General features: G+C 63.4%; 21 protein-coding genes. 11 read left to right on the forward strand and 10 right to left on the reverse strand.

From position 1 onward, the window contains the following. Positions 1-66 precede the first annotated feature (66 nt). The 6 genes from ACYU03_RS18375 to ACYU03_RS18400 form a co-directional block, all read right to left on the reverse strand. Positions 67-1,485, reverse strand: coding sequence for an amino acid permease (locus tag ACYU03_RS18375; RefSeq protein ID WP_461886057.1), 1,419 nt, complete (start codon positions 1,483-1,485; stop codon positions 67-69). A 1,135-nt stretch (positions 1,486-2,620) separates the two neighbouring features. Next, positions 2,621-3,679 carry a 23S rRNA pseudouridine(2605) synthase RluB gene (gene rluB / locus ACYU03_RS18380; protein ID WP_461886058.1) on the reverse strand — a complete coding sequence of 353 codons (1,059 nt, stop codon included), beginning with the start codon at positions 3,677-3,679 and terminating at the stop codon, positions 2,621-2,623. 150 nt (positions 3,680-3,829) lie between these two features. Further along, entirely contained in the window at positions 3,830-4,612 is a 783-nt protein-coding gene (gene scpB / locus ACYU03_RS18385; RefSeq protein ID WP_461886059.1) for an SMC-Scp complex subunit ScpB, read from the reverse strand. A 21-nt stretch (positions 4,613-4,633) separates the two neighbouring features. After that, positions 4,634-5,332, reverse strand: coding sequence for a segregation and condensation protein A (locus tag ACYU03_RS18390; protein WP_461891495.1), 699 nt, complete (start codon positions 5,330-5,332; stop codon positions 4,634-4,636). A gap of 125 nt (positions 5,333-5,457) precedes the next feature. Further along, positions 5,458-6,087, reverse strand: coding sequence for an L-threonylcarbamoyladenylate synthase (locus ACYU03_RS18395; RefSeq protein WP_461886060.1), 630 nt, complete (start codon positions 6,085-6,087; stop codon positions 5,458-5,460). Between the two features lie 13 nt (positions 6,088-6,100). Next, on the reverse strand, positions 6,101-6,961 hold the full coding sequence (locus ACYU03_RS18400) for a PHP domain-containing protein (protein WP_461886061.1): 861 nt from the start codon (positions 6,959-6,961) through the stop codon (positions 6,101-6,103). Positions 6,962-7,028: 67 nt separating this feature from the next. Between ACYU03_RS18400 and ACYU03_RS18405 the strand changes: the two genes are divergently transcribed. From ACYU03_RS18405 to ACYU03_RS18430, 6 genes are all read left to right on the forward strand, one after another. Continuing rightward, entirely contained in the window at positions 7,029-7,637 is a 609-nt protein-coding gene (locus tag ACYU03_RS18405) for a septation protein A (protein WP_461886062.1), read from the forward strand. A gap of 1 nt (position 7,638) precedes the next feature. Continuing rightward, the gene (locus ACYU03_RS18410; RefSeq protein WP_461886063.1) at positions 7,639-7,938 is read left to right on the forward strand and encodes a YciI family protein; all 300 of its coding nucleotides are present in this window, start codon (positions 7,639-7,641) and stop codon (positions 7,936-7,938) included. Between the two features lie 109 nt (positions 7,939-8,047). Then, a complete protein-coding gene (locus ACYU03_RS18415; protein ID WP_461886064.1) occupies positions 8,048-8,434 on the forward strand; it encodes a translation initiation factor 2 in 387 nt (128 codons plus the stop codon). A gap of 7 nt (positions 8,435-8,441) precedes the next feature. Then, positions 8,442-9,119 carry a response regulator transcription factor gene (locus ACYU03_RS18420; RefSeq protein WP_461886065.1) on the forward strand — a complete coding sequence of 226 codons (678 nt, stop codon included), beginning with the start codon at positions 8,442-8,444 and terminating at the stop codon, positions 9,117-9,119. 198 nt (positions 9,120-9,317) lie between these two features. After that, entirely contained in the window at positions 9,318-9,734 is a 417-nt protein-coding gene (locus ACYU03_RS18425; RefSeq protein ID WP_461886066.1) for a Spy/CpxP family protein refolding chaperone, read from the forward strand. Positions 9,735-9,808: 74 nt separating this feature from the next. Next, entirely contained in the window at positions 9,809-11,143 is a 1,335-nt protein-coding gene (locus ACYU03_RS18430; RefSeq protein WP_461886067.1) for a sensor histidine kinase, read from the forward strand. A gap of 68 nt (positions 11,144-11,211) precedes the next feature. Here the strand turns inward: ACYU03_RS18430 and ACYU03_RS18435 are convergent, their stop codons facing one another. Further along, complete coding sequence (locus ACYU03_RS18435) at positions 11,212-11,769, reverse strand: nitroreductase family protein (RefSeq protein ID WP_461886068.1); 558 nt, start codon at positions 11,767-11,769, stop codon at positions 11,212-11,214. Positions 11,770-11,870: 101 nt separating this feature from the next. Here ACYU03_RS18435 and ACYU03_RS18440 point away from each other — a divergent pair, with 101 nt between their 5' ends. Beyond that, complete coding sequence (locus ACYU03_RS18440; RefSeq protein ID WP_461886069.1) at positions 11,871-13,325, forward strand: TrkH family potassium uptake protein; 1,455 nt, start codon at positions 11,871-11,873, stop codon at positions 13,323-13,325. Here the strand turns inward: ACYU03_RS18440 and ACYU03_RS18445 are convergent. Continuing rightward, a complete protein-coding gene (locus tag ACYU03_RS18445; RefSeq protein ID WP_461886070.1) occupies positions 13,282-14,343 on the reverse strand; it encodes an AraC family transcriptional regulator in 1,062 nt (353 codons plus the stop codon). The genes ACYU03_RS18440 and ACYU03_RS18445 overlap by 44 nt on opposite strands. A 157-nt stretch (positions 14,344-14,500) precedes the next feature. Here ACYU03_RS18445 and ACYU03_RS18450 point away from each other — a divergent pair, with 157 nt between their 5' ends. Together ACYU03_RS18450 and ACYU03_RS18455 are read left to right on the forward strand one after the other, a co-directional pair. Next, a complete protein-coding gene (locus tag ACYU03_RS18450; protein ID WP_461886071.1) occupies positions 14,501-14,812 on the forward strand; it encodes an Mpo1-like protein in 312 nt (103 codons plus the stop codon). A 118-nt stretch (positions 14,813-14,930) separates the two neighbouring features. Next, positions 14,931-15,515, forward strand: a complete 585-nt coding sequence (locus tag ACYU03_RS18455; RefSeq protein ID WP_461886072.1) for an HD domain-containing protein — start codon at positions 14,931-14,933, stop codon at positions 15,513-15,515. On the opposite strand, the gene ACYU03_RS18460 is transcribed toward ACYU03_RS18455, so the two are convergent. Further along, complete coding sequence (locus tag ACYU03_RS18460; protein ID WP_461886073.1) at positions 15,516-16,328, reverse strand: UDP-2,3-diacylglucosamine diphosphatase; 813 nt, start codon at positions 16,326-16,328, stop codon at positions 15,516-15,518. Between the two features lie 229 nt (positions 16,329-16,557). Here ACYU03_RS18460 and ACYU03_RS18465 point away from each other — a divergent pair, with 229 nt between their 5' ends. Then, entirely contained in the window at positions 16,558-17,445 is an 888-nt protein-coding gene (locus tag ACYU03_RS18465; RefSeq protein WP_461886074.1) for a DMT family transporter, read from the forward strand. 3 nt (positions 17,446-17,448) lie between these two features. Here ACYU03_RS18465 and ACYU03_RS18470 read toward each other — a convergent pair whose 3' ends face one another. Beyond that, positions 17,449-17,730: an Rdx family protein gene (locus tag ACYU03_RS18470; RefSeq protein WP_461886075.1), complete on the reverse strand. Its 282-nt coding sequence runs from the start codon at positions 17,728-17,730 to the stop codon at positions 17,449-17,451. A gap of 69 nt (positions 17,731-17,799) precedes the next feature. Here ACYU03_RS18470 and ACYU03_RS18475 point away from each other — a divergent pair, with 69 nt between their 5' ends. Then, entirely contained in the window at positions 17,800-19,986 is a 2,187-nt protein-coding gene (locus ACYU03_RS18475; RefSeq protein WP_461886076.1) for a patatin-like phospholipase family protein, read from the forward strand. The last annotated feature ends 5 nt before the right edge of the window (positions 19,987-19,991 follow it).

A 19,991-nucleotide genomic window follows, 5' to 3' on the forward strand; every position in this document is an offset into this window, starting at 1 on the left:
GAAGCAGACAACAAAAAGCCCGATACCAGTCACCTGGCATCGGGCTTTCGGGTCAAACCTCAGGTATTACTTGGCTACCGAGCTGGCAGCATCGTTGGTCTGAACACTACGCTTGCTCTTGAGCACGTAGGCCACATACATCACCACCAGCCAGACCGGGATTGCGTAGACCGAGACCTGGATACCCGGGATCTGCAGCATGATGCCGAGGATCAGCACCACGAAGGCCAGGCACAGGTAGTTGCCATAGGGGTACCACAGGGCCTTGAACAGCGGCTTCTGGCCAGTGCGGTCCAGGTGCTGGCGGAACTTGAGGTGCGAGTAGCTGATCATCGCCCAGTTGATCACCAAGGCCGCGACCACCAGCGACATCAACAGCTCCAGGGCGTGCTGCGGAATGAAGTAGTTGAGCAGCACTGCCACCAGGGTCACCGCCGCCGACACCAGGATCGAACGCACCGGTACGCCACGCTTGTCGATCTTCGCCAGGCTGGCCGGGGCATCGCCCTGCTCGGCCATGCCGTAGAGCATGCGCGCATTGCAATAGGTGCCGCTGTTGTACACCGACAGCGCCGCAGTCAAGACCACGAAGTTCAACAGGTGGGCGGCCACGTCACTGCCCAGCAGGGAGAACACCTGGACGAACGGGCTGCTGCCGTAGCTACCGCCGGAGGCATCGATGCTGGCGACCAGGGCGTCCCACGGCGTCAGCGACAGCAGCACCACCAGGGCACCGATGTAGAAGATCAGGATGCGGTAGATGACCTGATTGATCGCCTTGGGGATCACGGTCCTGGGCTTGTCGGCCTCGGCAGCGGTGAAACCGAGCATTTCCAGGCCACCGAAGGAGAACATGATGATCGCCAGGGCCATCACCAAGCCGCTCACGCCGTTAGGGAAAAAGCCACCGTGCTCCCACAGGTTGGTCACCGACGCCTGCGGGCCGCCGCTACCGCTGGTCAGCAGGTAGGCGCCCAAGCCGATCATGCCGACGATGGCCAGGACCTTGATGATCGCGAACCAGAACTCGGCCTCGCCGAACACCTTGACGTTCATCAGGTTGATGCCGTTGATCAGAAGGAAGAACGCGGCGGCCGTGACCCAGGTCGGGATTTCCGGCCACCAGTAGTGCACGTACTTGCCCACTGCGGACAGCTCGGACATGCCCACCAGGATGTACAGCACCCAACAGTTCCAGCCAGACAGGAAGCCGGCAAAGCCACCCCAGTACTTGTGCGCGAAATGGCTGAAGGAACCGGCCACCGGCTCTTCGACGATCATCTCGCCGAGTTGGCGCATGATCATGAAGGCGATGAAACCACTGATGGCATAGCCCAGGATCATCGACGGGCCGGCGGACTTCATCACGCCGGCCGACCCCAGAAACAACCCGGTACCGATTGCCCCACCCAGGGCAATCAACTGGATATGGCGATTTTTCAGGCCACGCTTGAGCTCGCCTGAATGCGTGTTTTGTCCACTCATGAACGGAGTCACCTGCTTGTTTTTATCTGTGACGGGATCGGACCCACCGCGCTCGTGGCGCAGCGGAATGGGCAAGGTGTGGTTACCTTGGTTTCTCGGACTTGGGAGGGTTCGCCAGGGCGCGGGCCCAGGACGAATCAACCGGGAGTCAACAAGAGTGCGCGGTACGCATTGGAGTCACAGGTAAAACGCGGCGCATTGTATACCCCTGCAGACGCGCAGGAGTCAACGCGTTGCGTATTTGTCTGACGACGAGACGCACCGGTCCTGAGGAAAAGGCCAAGCCTGGGGAAGTGATCGGCGTACATGGCGCCTCCATTTGTTGTTATCGACACCCGGCTCTGTGGCCTGGGCTGTTGCGCACGGCAATGAGGCACATATCAGCGTGGCGCGGGGGTTTGGGCAAGGGGGTCGACGAGCCGTCGCGGGCTCTGCAACGCGGGATGCGGAAAGTTCTGTTTACAGCAGCAGAAAAAGCCAGACTCCAGCATGAAACCGCTGCATTTTCGTAACAATTTTTTTACAGACCGGTCTAAAAACTTGCCAAGCCACACCTAAGTCTTTGTCGGAAAAGGAAACTACCCAGCTGTTCCGTTGGGTTTGCATGATGAGAGTCAGGTGCATGCCTTGAGTCTTTTCGCGCCTTTGAGATCCCGCATCGCGACACAAGGCCGCTCCCACACCATGGCCTGTGAGATAGGTGTTGTCAGCCTTGGCGCAAGGCGAAAGATGGCATGAGGCCTGTTGCGGCCACCTCGATATTTTTGTCGTACGAACAAAGGCTGAGACTTCGGTCTATCAGGCCATGGCACGTTGCAATCGATGTGGGAGCGGCCTTGTGTCGCGATGCGCCGCGCGGGCGGCGCGGGATCTTGAGGAAGCCGGGGAACTCTCGGCATGCACCCGCTAACCATAAAAAAGCCAGCCCGAAGGCTAATGCTGTTCACTTAAGCTGGAGTGCCTTCAGGTGGGGCCGCTACGCAGCCCATCGCGACACAAGGCCGCTCCCACAGAGGGTTTGCAAGTGGGAGCGGCCTTGTGTCGCGATGGGCGCGCAGCGGCCCCAAACCATACGACAGATGTCTTAAGTGAACAGCATTAGCCCGAAGGCTGGCTCCTTTACCACATCACCTACTCAGGGACGCGGCTTGCCGCGGCTGCCACTGGGGTGCTTGCCAGCGGGTTTGCCCGGACGCTTCTTCATATCGCTCGGACGCTCGGCCACGGTGCTGCCACGGCCGCCCTTGCGTGGCGCTTCCTCCCGTGGCTGGCGGGCCGGACGCTCGCTGCCCGCCTCGGCGGCAGGACGCAAGGTGCGCACGCGTTCGCCACGGCCCATGGGACGAGTCGATTTGCGCTGCATGCGTTCGAGCTTGTCCTTGGCCTTGAGGTTCATCGACGGCAGCGCCACTGGCGGCAAGCCGACTTCAGCAGCGAGGATATCGATCTCGCCCTGAGTCATCTCGCGCCAACGGCCCATGGGCAGGTCGGAGTTGAGGAACACCGGGCCGAAACGCACACGCTTCAAGCGGCTGACCACCAGCCCCTGGGACTCCCACAGACGGCGGACCTCACGGTTGCGGCCTTCCATCACCACGCAGTGGTACCAGTGGTTGAAGCCTTCGCCACCGGGAGCTTCCTGGATATCGGTGAAGCGCGCCGGGCCGTCTTCGAGCATCACGCCGTCCTTCAAGCGGGTGAGCATGTCCTCGTCCACTTCACCACGCACGCGCACCGCGTACTCGCGGTCCATCTCATAGGAGGGGTGCATCAGGCGGTTGGCCAGCTCACCGTCGGTGGTGAACATCAGCAGGCCGGTGGTGTTGATGTCCAGACGGCCGATGTTGATCCAGCGGCCTTCTTTCGGACGCGGCAGGCGGTCGAATACGGTCGGGCGACCTTCGGGGTCGTCGCGGGTGCAGATCTCGCCATCGGGCTTGTTGTACATGATCACGCGGCGCACGGTTTCGGCGGCTTCCTCACGCTTGATCAGCTTGCCATCGACGGCGATGGCATCATGCAGGTCGACGCGCTGGCCAAGGGTAGCCTCGACGCCGTTGACCTTGATCCGGCCCTGGCTGATCCAGGCTTCGACGTCACGGCGCGAGCCGACGCCGATACGCGCCAGGACCTTCTGCAGTTTTTCGCCGGCTGGCGGCAAGGGCTGGGTTTCTTGCAGGTCTTTGTCACTCATCTGGGCACCTCCCGGTGTAGGAATGGAATCTGTATCTGGCGGCGGACGCGCCAAAAGGTCGCGCATCATACGCCGATCATCGGGCGAACGCACCTGAGACTAGCGGCTTTTACTCAGCGCGCCGGGACTTTCCGCCCGGTGGCCATACCGTCACTTTTGCGGAATTTCGACTTCCGAGACGCCTTCGTCCAGGTCAGAAGCCTCGTCACGCAAGTCGTCGAAATCGGTCTTGAGCCCTTCTTCCATGGCATCGAGCTCCACCAGCAGGCTGCGGAAGCTGGTTTCCTCGCGAGGCTCGACAGGAGGTTGCTCCTCGTCGACCTCCAGGCTGGCGTCGGCCAGGGCCTGCAGGTGCGCAGGCACCGGGGCGTCGTCCACGTCCAACAACGGCGCCGGCTCCATCTCACGCAGTTCGGCCAAGGGCGGCAGCTCGTCGAGGCTCTTGAGGTTGAAGTGATCGAGGAAGGCCTTGGTGGTGGCGAACATCGCCGGTTTGCCGGGCACTTCGCGGTAGCCGACGATGCGGATCCACTCACGCTCCATCAGGGTCTTGATGATGTTGCTGTTGACCGCCACGCCGCGCACGTCCTCGATCTCACCGCGGGTGATGGGCTGGCGGTAGGCGATCAGCGCCATGGTTTCGAGCAAGGCGCGGGAATAGCGCTGCGGGCGCTCTTCCCACAAGCGTCCGACCCATGGCGCATAGTCCTCGCGAATCTGCAGGCGATAACCGGTGGCAACCTCCTTGAGTTCGAACGCCCGACCATTGCAGGACTTACCCAGCACCTCGAGGGCCTTCTTGAACACCGCTGGCGCCGGGCGCTCGGCCTCCTCGAACAGTTCGTAGAGGCGCTCGAGGGATTGCGGCTTGCCCGAGGCCAGCAGGAAAGCCTCGATCAGCGACGCCAGGTCACGTGGTTCATTCAGGTTCATGGGGTACCGGTACTCGTTGCGTCATTCTGCCCGGGCGCGGACATGGATCGGAGCAAAGGGCTCATTCTGCACCAGTTCGATCAGGGATTCCTTCACCAACTCGAGAACGGCCATGAAGGTGACCACTACGCCAAGCTTGCCCTCCTCGGCGGCAAAGAGCTCTACGAAGGGCACGAAGCCACCGCCCTTGAGCCGTTCGAGCACTTCGCTCATGCGCTCGCGGGTCGACAGCGCCTCGCGGCTGACTTGATGGCTTTCGAACAGGTCACCACGGCGCATCACCTCGGCCATGGACACCAGCAACTCCTCCAGACTGACCTGGGGCAGCAGCTTGCGCACCTTGGCCTGGGGCGCCTCCAGGCGCGGCACGATGATCTCGCGACCGACCCGACTCAGTTCGTCGATACCCTCCGCCGCAGCCTTGAAGCGCTCGTACTCCTGCAGCCGGCGGATCAGTTCGGCGCGGGGGTCGCCCTCTTCTTCCTCGACTTCCACCGAACGTGGCAGCAGCATGCGTGACTTGATCTCGGCAAGCATCGCGGCCATCACCAGGTATTCGGCGGCCAGCTCCAGGCGCACGCTCTTCATCAACTCCACATAGCCCATGTACTGGCGAGTGATTTCCGCCACCGGGATGTCGAGGATGTCGATGTTCTGTTTGCGGATCAGGTACAGCAGCAGGTCCAGCGGGCCCTCGAAGGCTTCGAGGAAGACTTCCAGGGCGTCAGGCGGGATGTACAGGTCGACCGGCAGCTCGGTCAGCGCCTCGCCATAGACCAGCACCAGCGGCAGCTGCTGCGGCGCCTCGGCTTCACTGACCGGCGCCTGCGGCTCCTCCATTGTGCTCACGCCTCGGCCAGAAACGGCGCAGGATCGCCACAACCGACGCGGATCACCTCCGGCTCGTCGTCGGCCAGATTGATCACGGTAGAGGCCTTGAGGTCACCGAAACCGCCGTCGATGATCAGATCGACATGGTGCTCCAGGCGCTGGCGGATGTCGTAGGGGTCGGTCATCGGTTCCTCGTCGCCCGGCAGGATCAGGCTGACGCTCATCAGCGGTTCGCCGAGTTCCTCCAGCAACGCCAAGGTAATCGGATGGTCGGGCACGCGGATGCCGATGGTACGGCGTTTCTCGTGCAGCAACAGACGCGGGACTTCGCGAGTGCCGTTGAGGATGAAGGTATAAGGGCCCGGGATATGGGCCTTGAGCAGGCGGAAGGTGCCGGTGTCGACCTTGGCGTACAGGCCCAGCTGCGACATGTCGCAGCACATCAGGGTGAAGTTGTGGTGTTTGTCCAGCTGGCGCAAGCGCCTGACCTTCTCCACCGCTCCCTTGTCACCAATCTGGCAGCCCAGGGCATAGGCCGAATCGGTCGGATAGACCACCACCCCGCCCTTGCGGATGATATCCACCGCTTGCTTGATCAGCCGCGGTTGCGGGTTTTCCGCATGAATCTGGAAAAATTGGCTCACGTTCTCTTCCTGTTCAAACCGCAGTAGGGTGCTCATGGCTGAATCGGCGCCACAACGGTGGCAAGTCCTCGGGCAATGGCCGGTAGGCACCGATCTCGCCCCAGGTGCCGGGGCCATGGAAATCACTGCCGGCGCTGGCCAGCAGACCGAACTCACGGGTGAGGATGGACATCGTGCCCACCTGCTCGGCCGGCATCATTCCGTTGACCACCTCCAATGCCTGGCCACCCGCTTGAATATAGTCGGCAATCAGCCGGCGGCGCTTGCTGCGGGTGAGTTCGTAGTGCATCGGATGTGCCAGGCTCACCCAGGCGTTCGACTGGCGCAGGGTCGCGACAGTCTCTTCAAGAGTCGGCCAGTGCAGCTTGACGTCGCCCAGCTTGCCGGCGCCCAGCCATTTGCGGAACGCTTCGGCGCGATCCTTGACGTACCCGGCCCGCACCAGGAACTCGGCGAAATGCGGCCGCGCCGGGGCATTGCCGCTGTCACCCAGGGCTTGCTGGATCGCCCGCGCGCCCTCCAGCGCGCCGGACATGCCCTTGAGCGCCAGCCGCCGGTCGATTTCCTCGGCACGCAGCCAACGGCCCCGGTGCAAGGCCTCGATGGCCTTGAGCAACGGTGCCGCATCAAGGGGAAAGTCGTAGCCCAGCACGTGGATAGTGGCACCGCCCCAGGTGCACGACAGCTCCACTCCGCTGATCCAGCGCATGCCCTGCGCCTGGCAAGCCTGACGCGCTTCTTCGAGGCCCTCGATGGTGTCGTGGTCGGTCAGGGCCAGCGTCTGCACCCCGTGCTCATGGGCCCGGGCGACCAGTACCGTGGGCGACAGGGCGCCGTCGGACGCGGTGCTGTGACAGTGCAGATCAACATTCATGGGGGAGCGCTTTCGCCGGGATTGATGTTTGTTATTATGCCGTCACATCCCGCTTCTGGCTGCCACTGTGAAACAATTCATCGATTTCATCCCGCTGCTGCTGTTCTTCATCGTCTACAAACTGGACCCGCGCCCGGTCGAATTCGCCGGCCAAAGCTTTGAACTCGGCGGTATCTACAGCGCCACGGCAGTGCTGATTATCAGTTCGCTGGTGGTCTATGGCGCGCTGTTCCTGCGCCAGCGCAAGCTGGAAAAGGGCCAGTGGCTGACCTTGATCGCCTGCCTGGTGTTCGGTGGCCTGACCCTGGCCTTCCACAGCGAGACCTTCCTCAAATGGAAGGCCCCGGTGGTCAACTGGTTGTTCGCCCTGGGCTTCGCGGCCAGCCACTTCATCGGCGACCGTGTGCTGATCAAGCGCATCATGGGCCATGCCCTGACCCTGCCGGAACCCATCTGGATTCGCCTGAACCTGGCCTGGATCGGCTTCTTCCTGATCTGCGGCGCGGCCAACCTGTTCGTCGCCTTCACCTTCCAGAGCATCTGGGTCGACTTCAAGGTGTTCGGCAGCCTTGGCATGACCGTGATCTTCCTGGTGGCCCAGGGCGTGTACCTGTCGCGCCACCTGCATGACAACGATCCCACCACCCCGCCCTCCACTCCGAAGCACGAGGATTGACATGCTTTACGCCATCATCGCCAGTGACGTAGCCGACTCCCTGGAAAAACGCCTGGCCGCCCGCCCGGCGCACCTGGAGCGCCTGCAGCAGCTCAAGGCCGAGGGCCGCGTGGTCCTGGCCGGCCCACACCCGGCCATCGACAGCAATGACCCAGGTGCAGCAGGCTTCAGTGGCAGCCTGATCGTCGCCGAATTCGACTCGCTGGCTGCCGCCCAGGCCTGGGCCGATGCCGACCCCTACGTTGCCGCAGGCGTGTACGACCAGGTCGTGGTCAAGCCGTTCAAGCAAGTCCTGCCCTGAGCCCCCTCCCCAGCGGCACTCTCCGGTGCCGCCGACTTCTGACGTCAGCGCTCATTTTTCCCGTTCGTCGGCCGACAACCTGCTGAATCGATAGGAATCAGGAGTTCCAATGCGTCAAGGTCCGATGTCCCTGCTGCTTTGCCTGTTGTCGCTGTCCCCCCTGACGTGGGCCGAAGAGCCGCTTTCGCTCAGTGCCGGCGCCCAGATCACCGAACTGCAGCAGCGCCTGCAGGAAAGCGAACGCCAGCGCGAAGCACTGGCGCGCCAACTGCACAATGCCGACAGCGAGCGCGAAAGCGCCCAGCTCGTACGCTTGCGCCAGGAGAACCAGCGCCTGAAGCTGGCGATCAAGGAAATGCAGGCCAGTGAGCCACAACGCCTGCTTACCGACCAGCAACAATGGTTCCTGATCGGTTCTGCCGTTGCACTGTTTGCGGCACTCTGCGGTATCTTTGCCAGTGGCGGACACAGAAGACGCCGGCAATGGTTGAATTGAGTGAGTCATGAGCGAGCTGTTACTGATTGATGATGACCAGGAACTCTGCGAGCTGCTCGGCAGCTGGCTGACCCAGGAAGGTTTTGTGGTGCGGGCCTGTCACGATGGCCAAAGCGCACGTCAGGCCCTGGCCAGCCAAGCGCCGGCGGCGGTGGTGCTGGACGTGATGCTGCCTGATGGCAGCGGCCTGGAGTTGCTCAAGCAATTGCGCAGCGAGCATGCCGACCTGCCGGTGCTGATGCTGTCGGCACGCGGCGAGCCGTTGGACCGCATCCTGGGCCTTGAGCTGGGCGCCGACGACTACCTGGCCAAACCTTGCGACCCCCGCGAACTGACCGCGCGTCTGCGCGCGGTGCTGCGCCGCAGCCACCCGGCCGCGACCTCCACGCAACTGGAGATCGGCGACCTCGTGTTCAGTCCTGCTCGGGGCGTGGTCAGCCTCGATGAACGCGAGTTGAGCCTGACGCTTTCCGAAAGCCGCATCCTCGAAGCCCTGCTGCGCCAGCCGGGCGAGCCGCTGGACAAGCAGGAACTGGCGCAGATCGCCCTAGGCCGCAAGCTGACCCTGTACGACCGCAGCCTGGACATGCACGTCAGCAACCTACGCAAGAAGATCGGCCCGCACCCGGATGGACGCCCACGGATCGTGGCCCTGCGCAGCCGGGGCTACTACTACAGCCTGTGATCGCATCGCAGACGCTATTCCTGCAGTCGACACGAGACCTACAGAAGCGGCGGTCCGCCGCCGCGTCTGCCCCCTGTAACGTCAACCCGCAGGCCACTCATCTTTACCCAGCCTTTACCCTCACCTGACCGCCCTTGACCTTGATCTCCCTAAACTGAGCTCATCCGGTAACGACCGGCCCATGAAAGGAGAGACACCATGCGCAAGACCCTGATCGCTCTGATGTTCGCCGCCGCCCTGCCGACCGTCGCCATGGCCATGCCAGAAGGTGGCCCACGCCATGACGGCCCCCATCACCGCGGTAATGCGCCTTACGCCCAGCTGGACCTGACCCGTGAACAGCGCCAGCAGATCGGCAAGCTGATGGGCGAGCAGATGAAGGCCCATCGCGACATCACCAAGCGCTACCTGGAAAAGCTGCCGGCTTCCGAGCAGCAAGCCCTGAAGGATGAGCTCAAGGCCCGCCACGACAAGACCCAGAGTGAAATCCGTGGCCTGCTCAAGCCAGAGCAGCAGAAGAAGTTCGACGAACTGCAGAAGAAACGCAGCGAGCGCAAGGCTGAATGGAAGGAATTCCAGACCTGGAAGGCTGAAAAAGCCGCCAAGGCCCAGTAAGCTGTCAACCCGATGCCCGGCCGGCTCTCAGCAGGCCGGGCTTTCTCTGTTTGGCGCTGTTGGAGGTGTTTGTCTTGCGTTCATTGTTCTGGCGCATCCTGGCCAGTTTCTGGCTGGCCATCGCCCTGGTCGCCGGCCTGTCGATCCTGCTCGGCCACATGCTCAACCAGGACACCTGGATCCTCAGTCGCCACCCGGGCCTCAACACCCTGGCGCGCAACTGGACCCAGCACTACGAGCAACAGGGTGTGGAGTCTGCCCAACGCTTCCTGGAACAGCGCAAGCACCGCTTCAACATCGATGTACAGGTGCTCAACGACAGCGGCGACGCCGTGGTCCCCGGCACGTTCCCGCGTCGCGCCGCCGTCTTCGAGGCGCGCCGGCACAATGACGAGCGCCGCCTGCCCTGGCGCCGCCTGACCGAGGAATACACCAGCCCCGACAGCGGCGAAACCTACCTGCTGATCTACCGCATCCCCCATCCCGAGTTGGCAGCCTGGCACCGCGATAGCCTGCTCTGGCCCCTCAGCGCGCTAGGCATCGCCTTGGTGGTACTGACCCTGTTCAGCCTGGTGGTGACCCTGTCCATCACCCGCCCGCTCAGCCGGCTGCGCAGCGCCGTTCATGACCTCGGCCAGACCACCTACCAGCAGAACAGCCTGGCCCGCCTGGCTGCCCGCCGCGACGAGTTCGGTGTCCTCGCCAACGATTTCAACCGCATGGGCGCGCGCCTGCAGAGCCTGATCGGCAGCCAGCGCCAGCTGTTGCGCGATGTCTCCCATGAACTGCGCTCACCCCTGGCGCGCCTGCGTATCGCCCTGGCACTGGCCGAACGCGCCGAGCCCGAGCAGCGCCAGGCGCTGTGGCCACGCCTGACGCGCGAGTGCGATCGCCTGGAAGACCTGATCAGTGAAATCCTCGCGCTGGCCCGGGTCGACGCCGAACATGCCCATCCCGAAACCGTGGACCTCAATGCCCTGCTGGGCAGTGTGCGCAAGGATGCCTTGCTCAGCGCCCCGGACCAGGACATCCGTCTGGAAGCCTCGCCCGGACTGACGCTGCAAGGTTGGCCGACCTTGCTGGAGCGTGCCGTGGACAACCTGTTGCGCAATGCCCTGCGCTTCAACCCAGGCGGGCAGGCCATCGAAGTCAGCGCCCAGCAGGACCAGGAGCGGATTCTATTGAGCGTGCGCGACCATGGCCCCGGCGTGGCTGCCGAGCATCTGGCACAGTTGGGAGAGCCGTTCTTCCGGGCGCCGGGGCAAAGCGCGCCCGGCCATGGCCTGGGGCTCGCCATCGCAAGGCGCGCGGCGGAGCGCCATGGAGGGAGCCTGGTATTGGAGAATCACCCGCAGGGAGGCTTTGTCGCCAGGCTGGAGCTGCCCCTGGCAGGGGCAGCGAGCAGTTGAAGCGGCCCCCGATTCATACAATCGGCTCCGGCCTGGAAACGGCGAGCGACCCCACAGGCCGCTAGCGGTCAGGCGCCCCAGGTGCTGACGTAATCGGCCGTCTCCAACACCGGGGCTGTGCGCGGCTCGTTCAGCGGCGTACCGACATACAAGTAGGCGATCAATTCCTCGTTCGCCGCCAGCCCCAGGCCCTGGGCCACATGGGCGTCATAGGCCATGTCGCCGGTGCGCCAGACCGCGCCGACACCCTGGGCATGGGCCGCGATGAGGATACCGTGGGCCGCACAAGCAGCGGCCAGGCGCTGTTCGGACTGTGGCACCTTGAAGTGGCCCTGCAGACGGGCGATCACCACGATCAGCAGGGGGGCGCGCAAAGGCATGGCCCGCGCCTTGTCCAGGGCCGCCTGGCTGGCATCGCCCTTGAGCTGCACCGCCTCGGCGAAGAGTTCGCCAAGCTTCTCCCGGGCCTGGCCCTCGACGGTCAGGAAACGCCAGGGGCGCAACTGGCCATGGTCCGGTGCCCGCAGCGCAGCCTGGAACAGCGCTTCGCGCTGGGCCGCGTTGGGCGCGGGTTCGGTCAGGCGTGGTACGGAAACACGGTTGAGCAATGCATCGAGAGCCTCCATCGGCTACCCCCAGGAAGGTAAATGTGCGTCTATTCTAGCGTTTACTTCACAAGGTCCATAGGTAGAATGGCGCCCTTCCGTTTCGAGTCAGAGCAGATCACATGGCGTTGCCGACCTTAAGGATCATTGGTTTCATCATCGGCATCTTCCTCATCACCCTGGCGGTCAGCATGGCCGTGCCCATGGCGACCCTGGTGATCTTCGAACGCACGGGCGACCTGCCCTCCTTCCTCTGGGCCAGCCTCATCACCTTCATTGCCGGCCTGTCCATGGTCATCCCCGGGCGTCCGGAGCATGTGCACCTGCGCCCACGCGACATGTACCTACTGACCGTCAGCAGTTGGCTGGTAGTGGGTGTGTTCGCCGCCCTACCCTTCCTGCTCACCCAGCACATCAGCTACACCAATGCCTTCTTCGAGAGCATGTCTGGCATCACGGCCACCGGCGCCACGGTCCTCAGTGGCCTGGACAGCATGTCCCCCGGCATCCTGATGTGGCGCTCCATGTTGCACTGGCTCGGCGGCATCGGCTTCATCGCGATGGCGGTGGCGATCCTGCCGCTGCTGCGCATCGGTGGCATGCGCCTGTTCCAGACCGAGTCCTCGGACCGTTCGGAGAAAGTCATGCCCCGCTCGCACATGGTGGCCAAGTCGATCGTGCTGGTGTACATCGGCATCACCGTGCTCGGCAGCCTGGCCTTCTGGTGGGCCGGGATGAATCCGTTCGACGCCGTCAACCACGCCATGTCGGCGATTTCCACCGGCGGTTTCTCAACCTCCGACCAATCCCTGGCCAAGTGGCATGCCCCGGCGGTGCATTGGGTCGCGGTGGTCGTGATGATCCTCGGCAGCGTGCCCTTCACCCTGTACGTTGCGACCTTGCGCGGCAACCGCAAGGCACTGATCAAGGACCAACAGGTCCAGGGCCTGCTCGGCCTGCTGGTGGCCACCTGGATCGTCCTGGGCACCTGGTACTGGGCCACGACCAACGTGCCCTGGTTAGACGCCTTCCGCCATGTGGCGTTGAACGTCACCTCCGTGATCACCACCACCGGCTTCGCCCTGGACGACTACAGCCTCTGGGGCAATTTCTCGTTGATGATGTTCTTCTACCTGGGCTTCATCGGCGGCTGCTCGGGGTCGACGGCCGGTGGCATCAAGATCTTCCGCTTCCAGGTGGCCTACATCCTGCTCAAGGCCAACCTCAACCAACTGATCCACCCACGCGCAGTGATCAAGCAGAAGTACAACGGTCACCGCCTCGACGAAGAGATCGTGCGCTCGATCCTGACGTTCTCGTTCTTCTTCGCCGTCACCATCTGCGTCATCGCCCTGCTGCTATCGCTGATCGGGGTCGACTGGATGACCGCCCTGACCGGTGCGGCCGCCACGGTATCAGGTGTCGGTCCGGGCTTGGGCACAGTCATCGGCCCGGCCGGTAACTACTCCAGCCTGCCGGACGCGGCCAAATGGATCCTGGCAGGCGGCATGCTGCTCGGCCGCCTGGAGATCATCACGGTATTGGTATTGTGCATGCCGGCGTTCTGGCGTCACTGAGCGCCTCGGCGGCCGTACCCAGGCGCGCCCGGTATTCGCTCGGGGTGGCGTCGAACCAGCGGCGGAACGCCCGGTAGAAGTTGCTCGGGTCGGCAAAACCCAGCAGGTAGGCGGTTTCCAGCAACGTCATGCCGGGCTGCGCCAGATACTGCTCGGCCAGCTCGCGGCGGGTGTCGTCGAGCAGGGTCTGGAAGCTGGTGCCTTCCTCCTGCAGGCGTCGTTGCAGGGTGCGCTGCGAGAGGTGCAGGGCCTGGGCGACCGTTTCGCGCTTGGGCTCGCCTTGGGGCAGGATCCGGCATAGCACCTGCCGCGCACGATGGGTCACCCGGCTCTCCGAAAAACGCGCCAAGTATTCCCCGGCAAAACGATCATGCAAGGTCGCCATGGCTTCGTTGGCGGTCGGCAGCGCCGCCTCCATGTCGTTACGCTCCAGGACCAGCGCGTCATGGGGCGCACCGAACACCAACGGCGCATGAAAAGCCACCTTGTAGGGCTGGACATCCTTCGGTTGAGGCCCTTGGATCAGCACCCGTCGCGGCTGGATCGTGCGCCCACTGAGCCAGCTGCACAGCGACAATGCGCAGGCCAGCGAGGCTTCGGCACTGTGCCGGGTCGGCGGCAGGTGGTCGCCATGCACGGTGAGCACCAGGGCGTAGCCATCCGGCTCCAGACGGAAGCTCAGGTCCGAACTCTCGGCGATGATGCGCTGGTAACGCACCAAGCGCTGGAAACCTTCGGCCAGGGTACGACTGGACATCAGCGCGTAACCGACCACATGAAAGGAGGCCGGGCGCACCACCCGCGCCATGTTCAGGCCGATGGCCGTGTTCCCGGAGAGCTCCTCCGCCAGTTGCCAGAGGCGGGTCATGGAGTCCTGGGTGAAACGGGCATCTGGGTCGTCCAATGCGGAGAAGTCCAGTCCGAGTTGCTTGAACATGGCAGGACAATCGAGCCCTTCGAGCTCGAGTGCCTTGACGATCCCTGATGCCCAGCTTGCTGACGTGGTTCTTTCGCTCATGACAGGCTTCTTTTGCTGACCGCTCCTGCGGTGATTCCAAAGGATATTCAATTGGCGCCAATTGTCACTGGATCAGACTGCTATTCACTCTAGACTCGAATCAGGCTCCACGCCGTGTATCCTTTGTTCAGTATCAGGAACCCCCGGGAGCGCAGCCATGAACCGCAAAGGGCAATTTCGCAGTTTTGCCGAGTTCTACCCGTATTACCTGGGTGAACACCGCAATCCCACGTGCCGACGCCTGCACTTCGTCGGCACCAGCCTAGTCATCGCCCTGTTGGCGTATAGCATCGCCAGCGCCAACTGGCTGCTGCTACTGGCGATACCGGTCGCGGGCTACGGTTTTGCCTGGGTCGGCCATTTCTTCTTCGAGAAAAACCGCCCGGCCACCTTCACCCATCCGCTGTACAGCCTGATTGGCGACTTCGCTATGTTCCGCGACATCCTGCGCGGCAAGATCAGCTTCTAATCATCGCCATACATCCCGGTAAATCGGCCCGCAAGGCCAGAAAGGCGTCCCACGCGGCCACTGCGCGGCGAGTCCGGCTTGCCCAAAACTGCGTAAGAAGCCCGGAAAGGAGCAGCCCATGAACAGGCAGGCCCGATTCACCCATATGCAAGATGGCACCGAACTGGACTGGGCGATCATCGCCAGTGACTTCAAGGCTTATGCGCGCCAGCTCCCGTCCCGCATCCTGGCTCATTTGCGGCTGCTCGACGGCGACTTCGGCGGTTTTCCCGTCGACCGTCTGAGCCACTCCCTACAGACCGCCACCCGCGCCTGGCGCGATGGCCGTGATGAAGAGTACGTCGTCTGTGCCCTGCTGCATGACATCGGAGACACCCTGGGCAGCTACAACCACCCGGACATAGCCGCCGCCATCCTGAGGCCCTTCGTCAGCCCAGAGAACCTGTGGATGGTGGAGAAGCACGGGATTTTCCAGGGCTACTATTTCTTCCATCATCTCGGCATGGACCGGCACCTGCGCGAGCAATTCCGCCATCACCCGCAGTATCAGCAAACCATCGAGTTCTGTGCGCTATACGATGCCGCCGCTTTCGATCCGGACTATGACAACCTGCCCTTGAGCTTCTTCGAACCCCTGCTCGAGCGCCTGTTCGCCCAACCACGCCAGTCGATCTACAAGGCAGCCTTGGAAGAAATGGCCTGATCAGGCCGGTTCGCGCAATTCGGCCATGCGCTGGGCCTCGCGTGCCTGGGCCTCGGCCAGGCGGTAGAGCTCGATGCTGCCATCCCAGTGCTCGATCAATGCAGTGCAGGACTCGACCCAATCCCCGCAATTGAGGTATTCCACCTCGCCCACCTGGCGGATCTCGGCATGATGGATATGCCCGCACACTACGCCGTGAAAACCACGCCGGGTGCATTCATGGGCGATCGCCTGTTCGAAGTCACTGATGAAATTCACCGCGCCCTTGACCTTGTGCTTGAGATAGGCCGACAGCGACCAGTAGCCATAGCCGTAGCGCGCCCGCCAGTGATTGAGCCAACGGTTGAGCACCAGGGTCACCTCATAAGCACGGTCGCCAAGGAACGCCAGCCAGCGGTGGTAGCGCGTAATCACGTCGAACTGGTCGCCATGGATCACCAGTAGGCGCCGGCCATCGGCGGTCAGGTGCTCGGCCTGGTCCACCAGTTGGATGTTGCCCAAGATCAGTTTCGAATAGCGGCGCAGAAACTCATCGTGGTTGCCGGTGACATAAATCACCTCGGTGCCGCGCTTGCTCATGGTCAGCAGCCGGCGGATGACATTGGTGTGCGCCTGGGGCCAGTAGATACCGCCGCGCAGCTTCCAGCCATCGATGATATCGCCGACCAGGTAGATACGGTCAGCCTGGTAGCCCTTGAGGAACCGCGACAGGTGTTCGGCCTGGCAGTCCCGGGTGCCCAAGTGCACATCGGAAATCCACAGGGTACGCACGCGCTGTTTGCGCGAGGGGCGGGTGAACTCGGCATGGGTCATAGGCGGGCTCCGGCGCTGTTTGCTGGAGACTGGCAGGGTGAGGTGACAATCTCGTGTCTGCGCAGTGCGGCTTGCGCGCTCGCCGTAGCACGCACACGTCGAGGCAAGAAGCGCGATCCTGCGGGAAACATCGCGCTAAAGAGTACGGCCCTCGGTGTACACTGCGCCCCAGCCCAGCTCGGAACCCACCATGACCGCTGGCCGGGCCGTCTTGCTCACAAGGATTAGCATGAATCACCGCACTGCCCTCGGCGCCCTGCATATCGGCGCGCTGTTCTTCGGCCTGACCGGCGTCTTCGGCAAACTGGCCAACGCCACCCCCTCGATCATCGTCTTTGGCCGCGCCGCCTTTGCCGTCGTAGCCCTGGGCTTGTTCGCCCGCGTCACGCGCCAGGCCTGGCAGCCACTGCAGGGCCGGGACCTGCGCCGCCTGCTGCTCGGTGGCGTCCTGCTGGCCGGCCATTGGGTGAGCTTCTTCATTGCCGTCAAGGTCGCTGGCGTGGCCATCGCCACCCTGGGCTTCGCCAGCTTCCCGGCTTTCACGGTGATACTCGAGGGCCTGCTGTTCCGTGAACGTATCCGTCGCAACGAAGCGGTACTGGTCTTGTTGGTGAGTATCGGCCTGGTGCTGGTCACGCCCGACTTCGACCTGGCCAGCCAGGCCACCGGCGGCCTGCTCTGGGCACTGCTGTCGGGCCTGCTGTTCGCCCTGCTGTCGCTGACCAATCGCGCTGGCTCCGGACGGATCCCGGCGGTCCAGGCGGCGCTGTGCCAGAACGCCGTCGTCGGTTTGTGCCTACTGCCGGTGGCCGGCCCCGACCTCGCGGCAGTGGCGCCCATGGACTGGTTGTGGATCGGGCTGCTAGGGGTGTTCTGCACCGGCGTGGCCCACAGCCTGTTCGTTGCCAGCCTGGCGGTGATCAAGGCACGCACCGCAGCGGTGGTGTTCGCCATGGAGCCGATCTACGGTATCGCCGCAGCCTGGCTGATCTTCGCCGAGACCCCGACCCTGCGCATGCTGCTCGGGGGCGTGCTGATCATCTTCGCCATCGTGCTGTCCAGCCGCATGGCCGCCAGCCAGGCGGAAAAACCCAAGGCAGTGGCCGAGGGCGTGTAGCCACTAGCGGTCGTTATGCCCCAGGTCGCGCTGCGGGTCGATCTGATCACGCACCCGCTGCTTGAGCACCTTAGCCTCGGGAAAGCCCCCATCAGCCTTGCGCTCCCAGATCTGCACGCCATTGCAAGTGATGCGGAAGGCCCCGCCGCTGGCCGGCTCCAGCGCCACTCGGGCAAGATCATCGGCAAAGGTGCTGAGCAGTTCCTGGGCCAGCCAGGCGGCACGCAACAGCCATTGGCACTGCGTGCAATACGTGATGACGATTTCAGGCTTGGTTTGGCTCATTGGGAAAAGTCTCCAGACAGGTAGGCGCGCTTATACTAGCGGCCTTTACCCTTCGCTCCGAGAGTCAAGATGCGCCGCCTGCTGTTCTGCCTGTTGCTGACGATCTGTTCCTTTTCGCTACTGGCCGCCGAACAGGCCCGCCCCAAGGTCGGCCTGGTGCTGTCAGGCGGTGCCGCGCGCGGCCTGGCGCACATCGGTGTGCTCAAGGCGCTGGAGGAACAAGGAGTACACGTCGACGCCATCGCCGGCACCAGCATGGGCGCGGTGATCGGAGGCCTGTACGCCTCGGGCTACAAAGTCGAAGAGCTGGAGAAACTCGCGCTCAGCATCGACTGGCAGCAGGCCCTGTCGGATGCTCCGCCACGCAAGGACGTGCCCTTTCGCCGCAAGCAGGACGACCGGGACTTCCTGGTCAAGCAGAAACTCAGCTTCCGTGACGACGGCAGCCTCGGCCTGCCGCTGGGCGTGATCCAGGGCCAGAACCTGGCACTGTTGCTGGAAAGCAAACTCGCGCACACCGCCGATACCCGTGATTTCGACAAGCTACCGATCCCCTTCCGCGCTGTCGCCACCGACATCGCCAGCGGTGAGAAAGTGGTCTTCCGCCGTGGCCACCTGCCTCAGGTGATCCGCGCCAGCATGTCGATCCCGGCGGTGTTCGCCCCGGTCGAGCTGGACGGGCGCTTGCTGGTCGATGGCGGCATGGTCGACAACATCCCGCTGGACGTCGTGCGCGAAATGGGCGTGGACCTGGCGATCGTGGTCGATATCGGCACCCCGCTGCGCAACCGCAAGCAGTTGGCGACTGTGGTCGACGTGCTCAACCAGTCGATCACCCTCATGACCCGGCGCAACTCGGAAGAGCAACTGGCTGCCCTGGGTAACGACGACATCCTCATCGAGCCGCCGCTGGCCAGCTTCGGTGTCACCGACTTCGGCCGTGCCCAGGAGATGATCGACGCCGGCTACCGCGCCACCCTTGCCCTTGACGCACGCCTGGCGGCACTGCGCAGCCCCGACGGCGACAGCAACCTGGCCGTGGCCCGTTCGCCACGCCAGCGCACCCCGGTGATCACCGCGATCAAGGTAGAGAACGACTCCAAAGTCAGCGATGACGTGATCCGCTACTACATCCGCCAACCCATCGGCGAGCCATTGGAGCTCGACCGCCTGCAGACCGACATGGGCACCCTGTACGGCCTGGATTACTTCGACCGTGTGCAATACCGCGTGGTGCACAAAGACGACGACAATACCTTGGTGATCAACGCCCGTGGCAAGCGCGGTGGCACCGACTACCTGCGCCTGGGCCTGAACCTGTCTGACGACATGCGCGGCGACAGTGCCTTCAACCTGGGCGCCAGCTACCGGGTCAATGGCATCAACAAGCTCGGCGCGGAATGGCTGACGCGGGTGCAGATCGGTGACCAACAGGAGCTGTACACCGAGTTCTACCAACCGCTGGACACCGGCTCGCGCTACTTCATCGCCCCCTACCTGGACCTCGGCTCGCAGAACATCGAAGCCACCCTGGACAACGACCCCATCGCCGAATACCGCCTGGAACGCTATGGCTTCGGCCTCAACCTAGGCCGGCAGATCGGCACCTATGGTGAAGTACGCCTGGGCGTGGGCAAGGCCTGGGGCGAGGCCGAGGTGCGTATCGGCGATCAGGACTTGCCCAAGGTCAGCTTCAATGAGGGCTTCTACGATCTGAAGTACTCCTTCGACACCCTGGACAATGTCTACTTCCCGCACAGCGGCGAAGAAATCAACCTGACCCTACGCCAATACGAGACAGGCCTGGATTCGGACCAGCGTTACCGGCAATGGGAGTTCAACTTGGACAAGGCCATGAGCAGCGGCCCCAATACCTGGGTACTGGGCGGCCGCTACGGACGGACACTGGACGATGCGGAAGTGGTGACCTCGAGTTTCGTGATGGGCGGCGCCCGGCAGTTGTCCGGCTTCCGCCAGGACTCGGTGTCCGGTCAGAACATCAGCCTGTTGCGCATGGTCTACTACCGGCGCCTGACACCGCGGGCCTACCTGCCACTGGACTTCCCGCTGTACCTGGGCGGCTCGCTGGAGCGCGGGCGCGCCTGGAACAACGACAATGAATTCGATAGCGGCTACATCAACGCGGCAAGCATATTCCTCGGCGTCGAAACGCCACTGGGCCCGCTGAACCTAAGCTACGGTGCTAACAGCGAAAACCAGAAGGCGGTGTACCTGAACCTTGGCCACACTTTCTGAGCGGC

The organism is Pseudomonas sp. X10, from assembly GCF_054889225.1.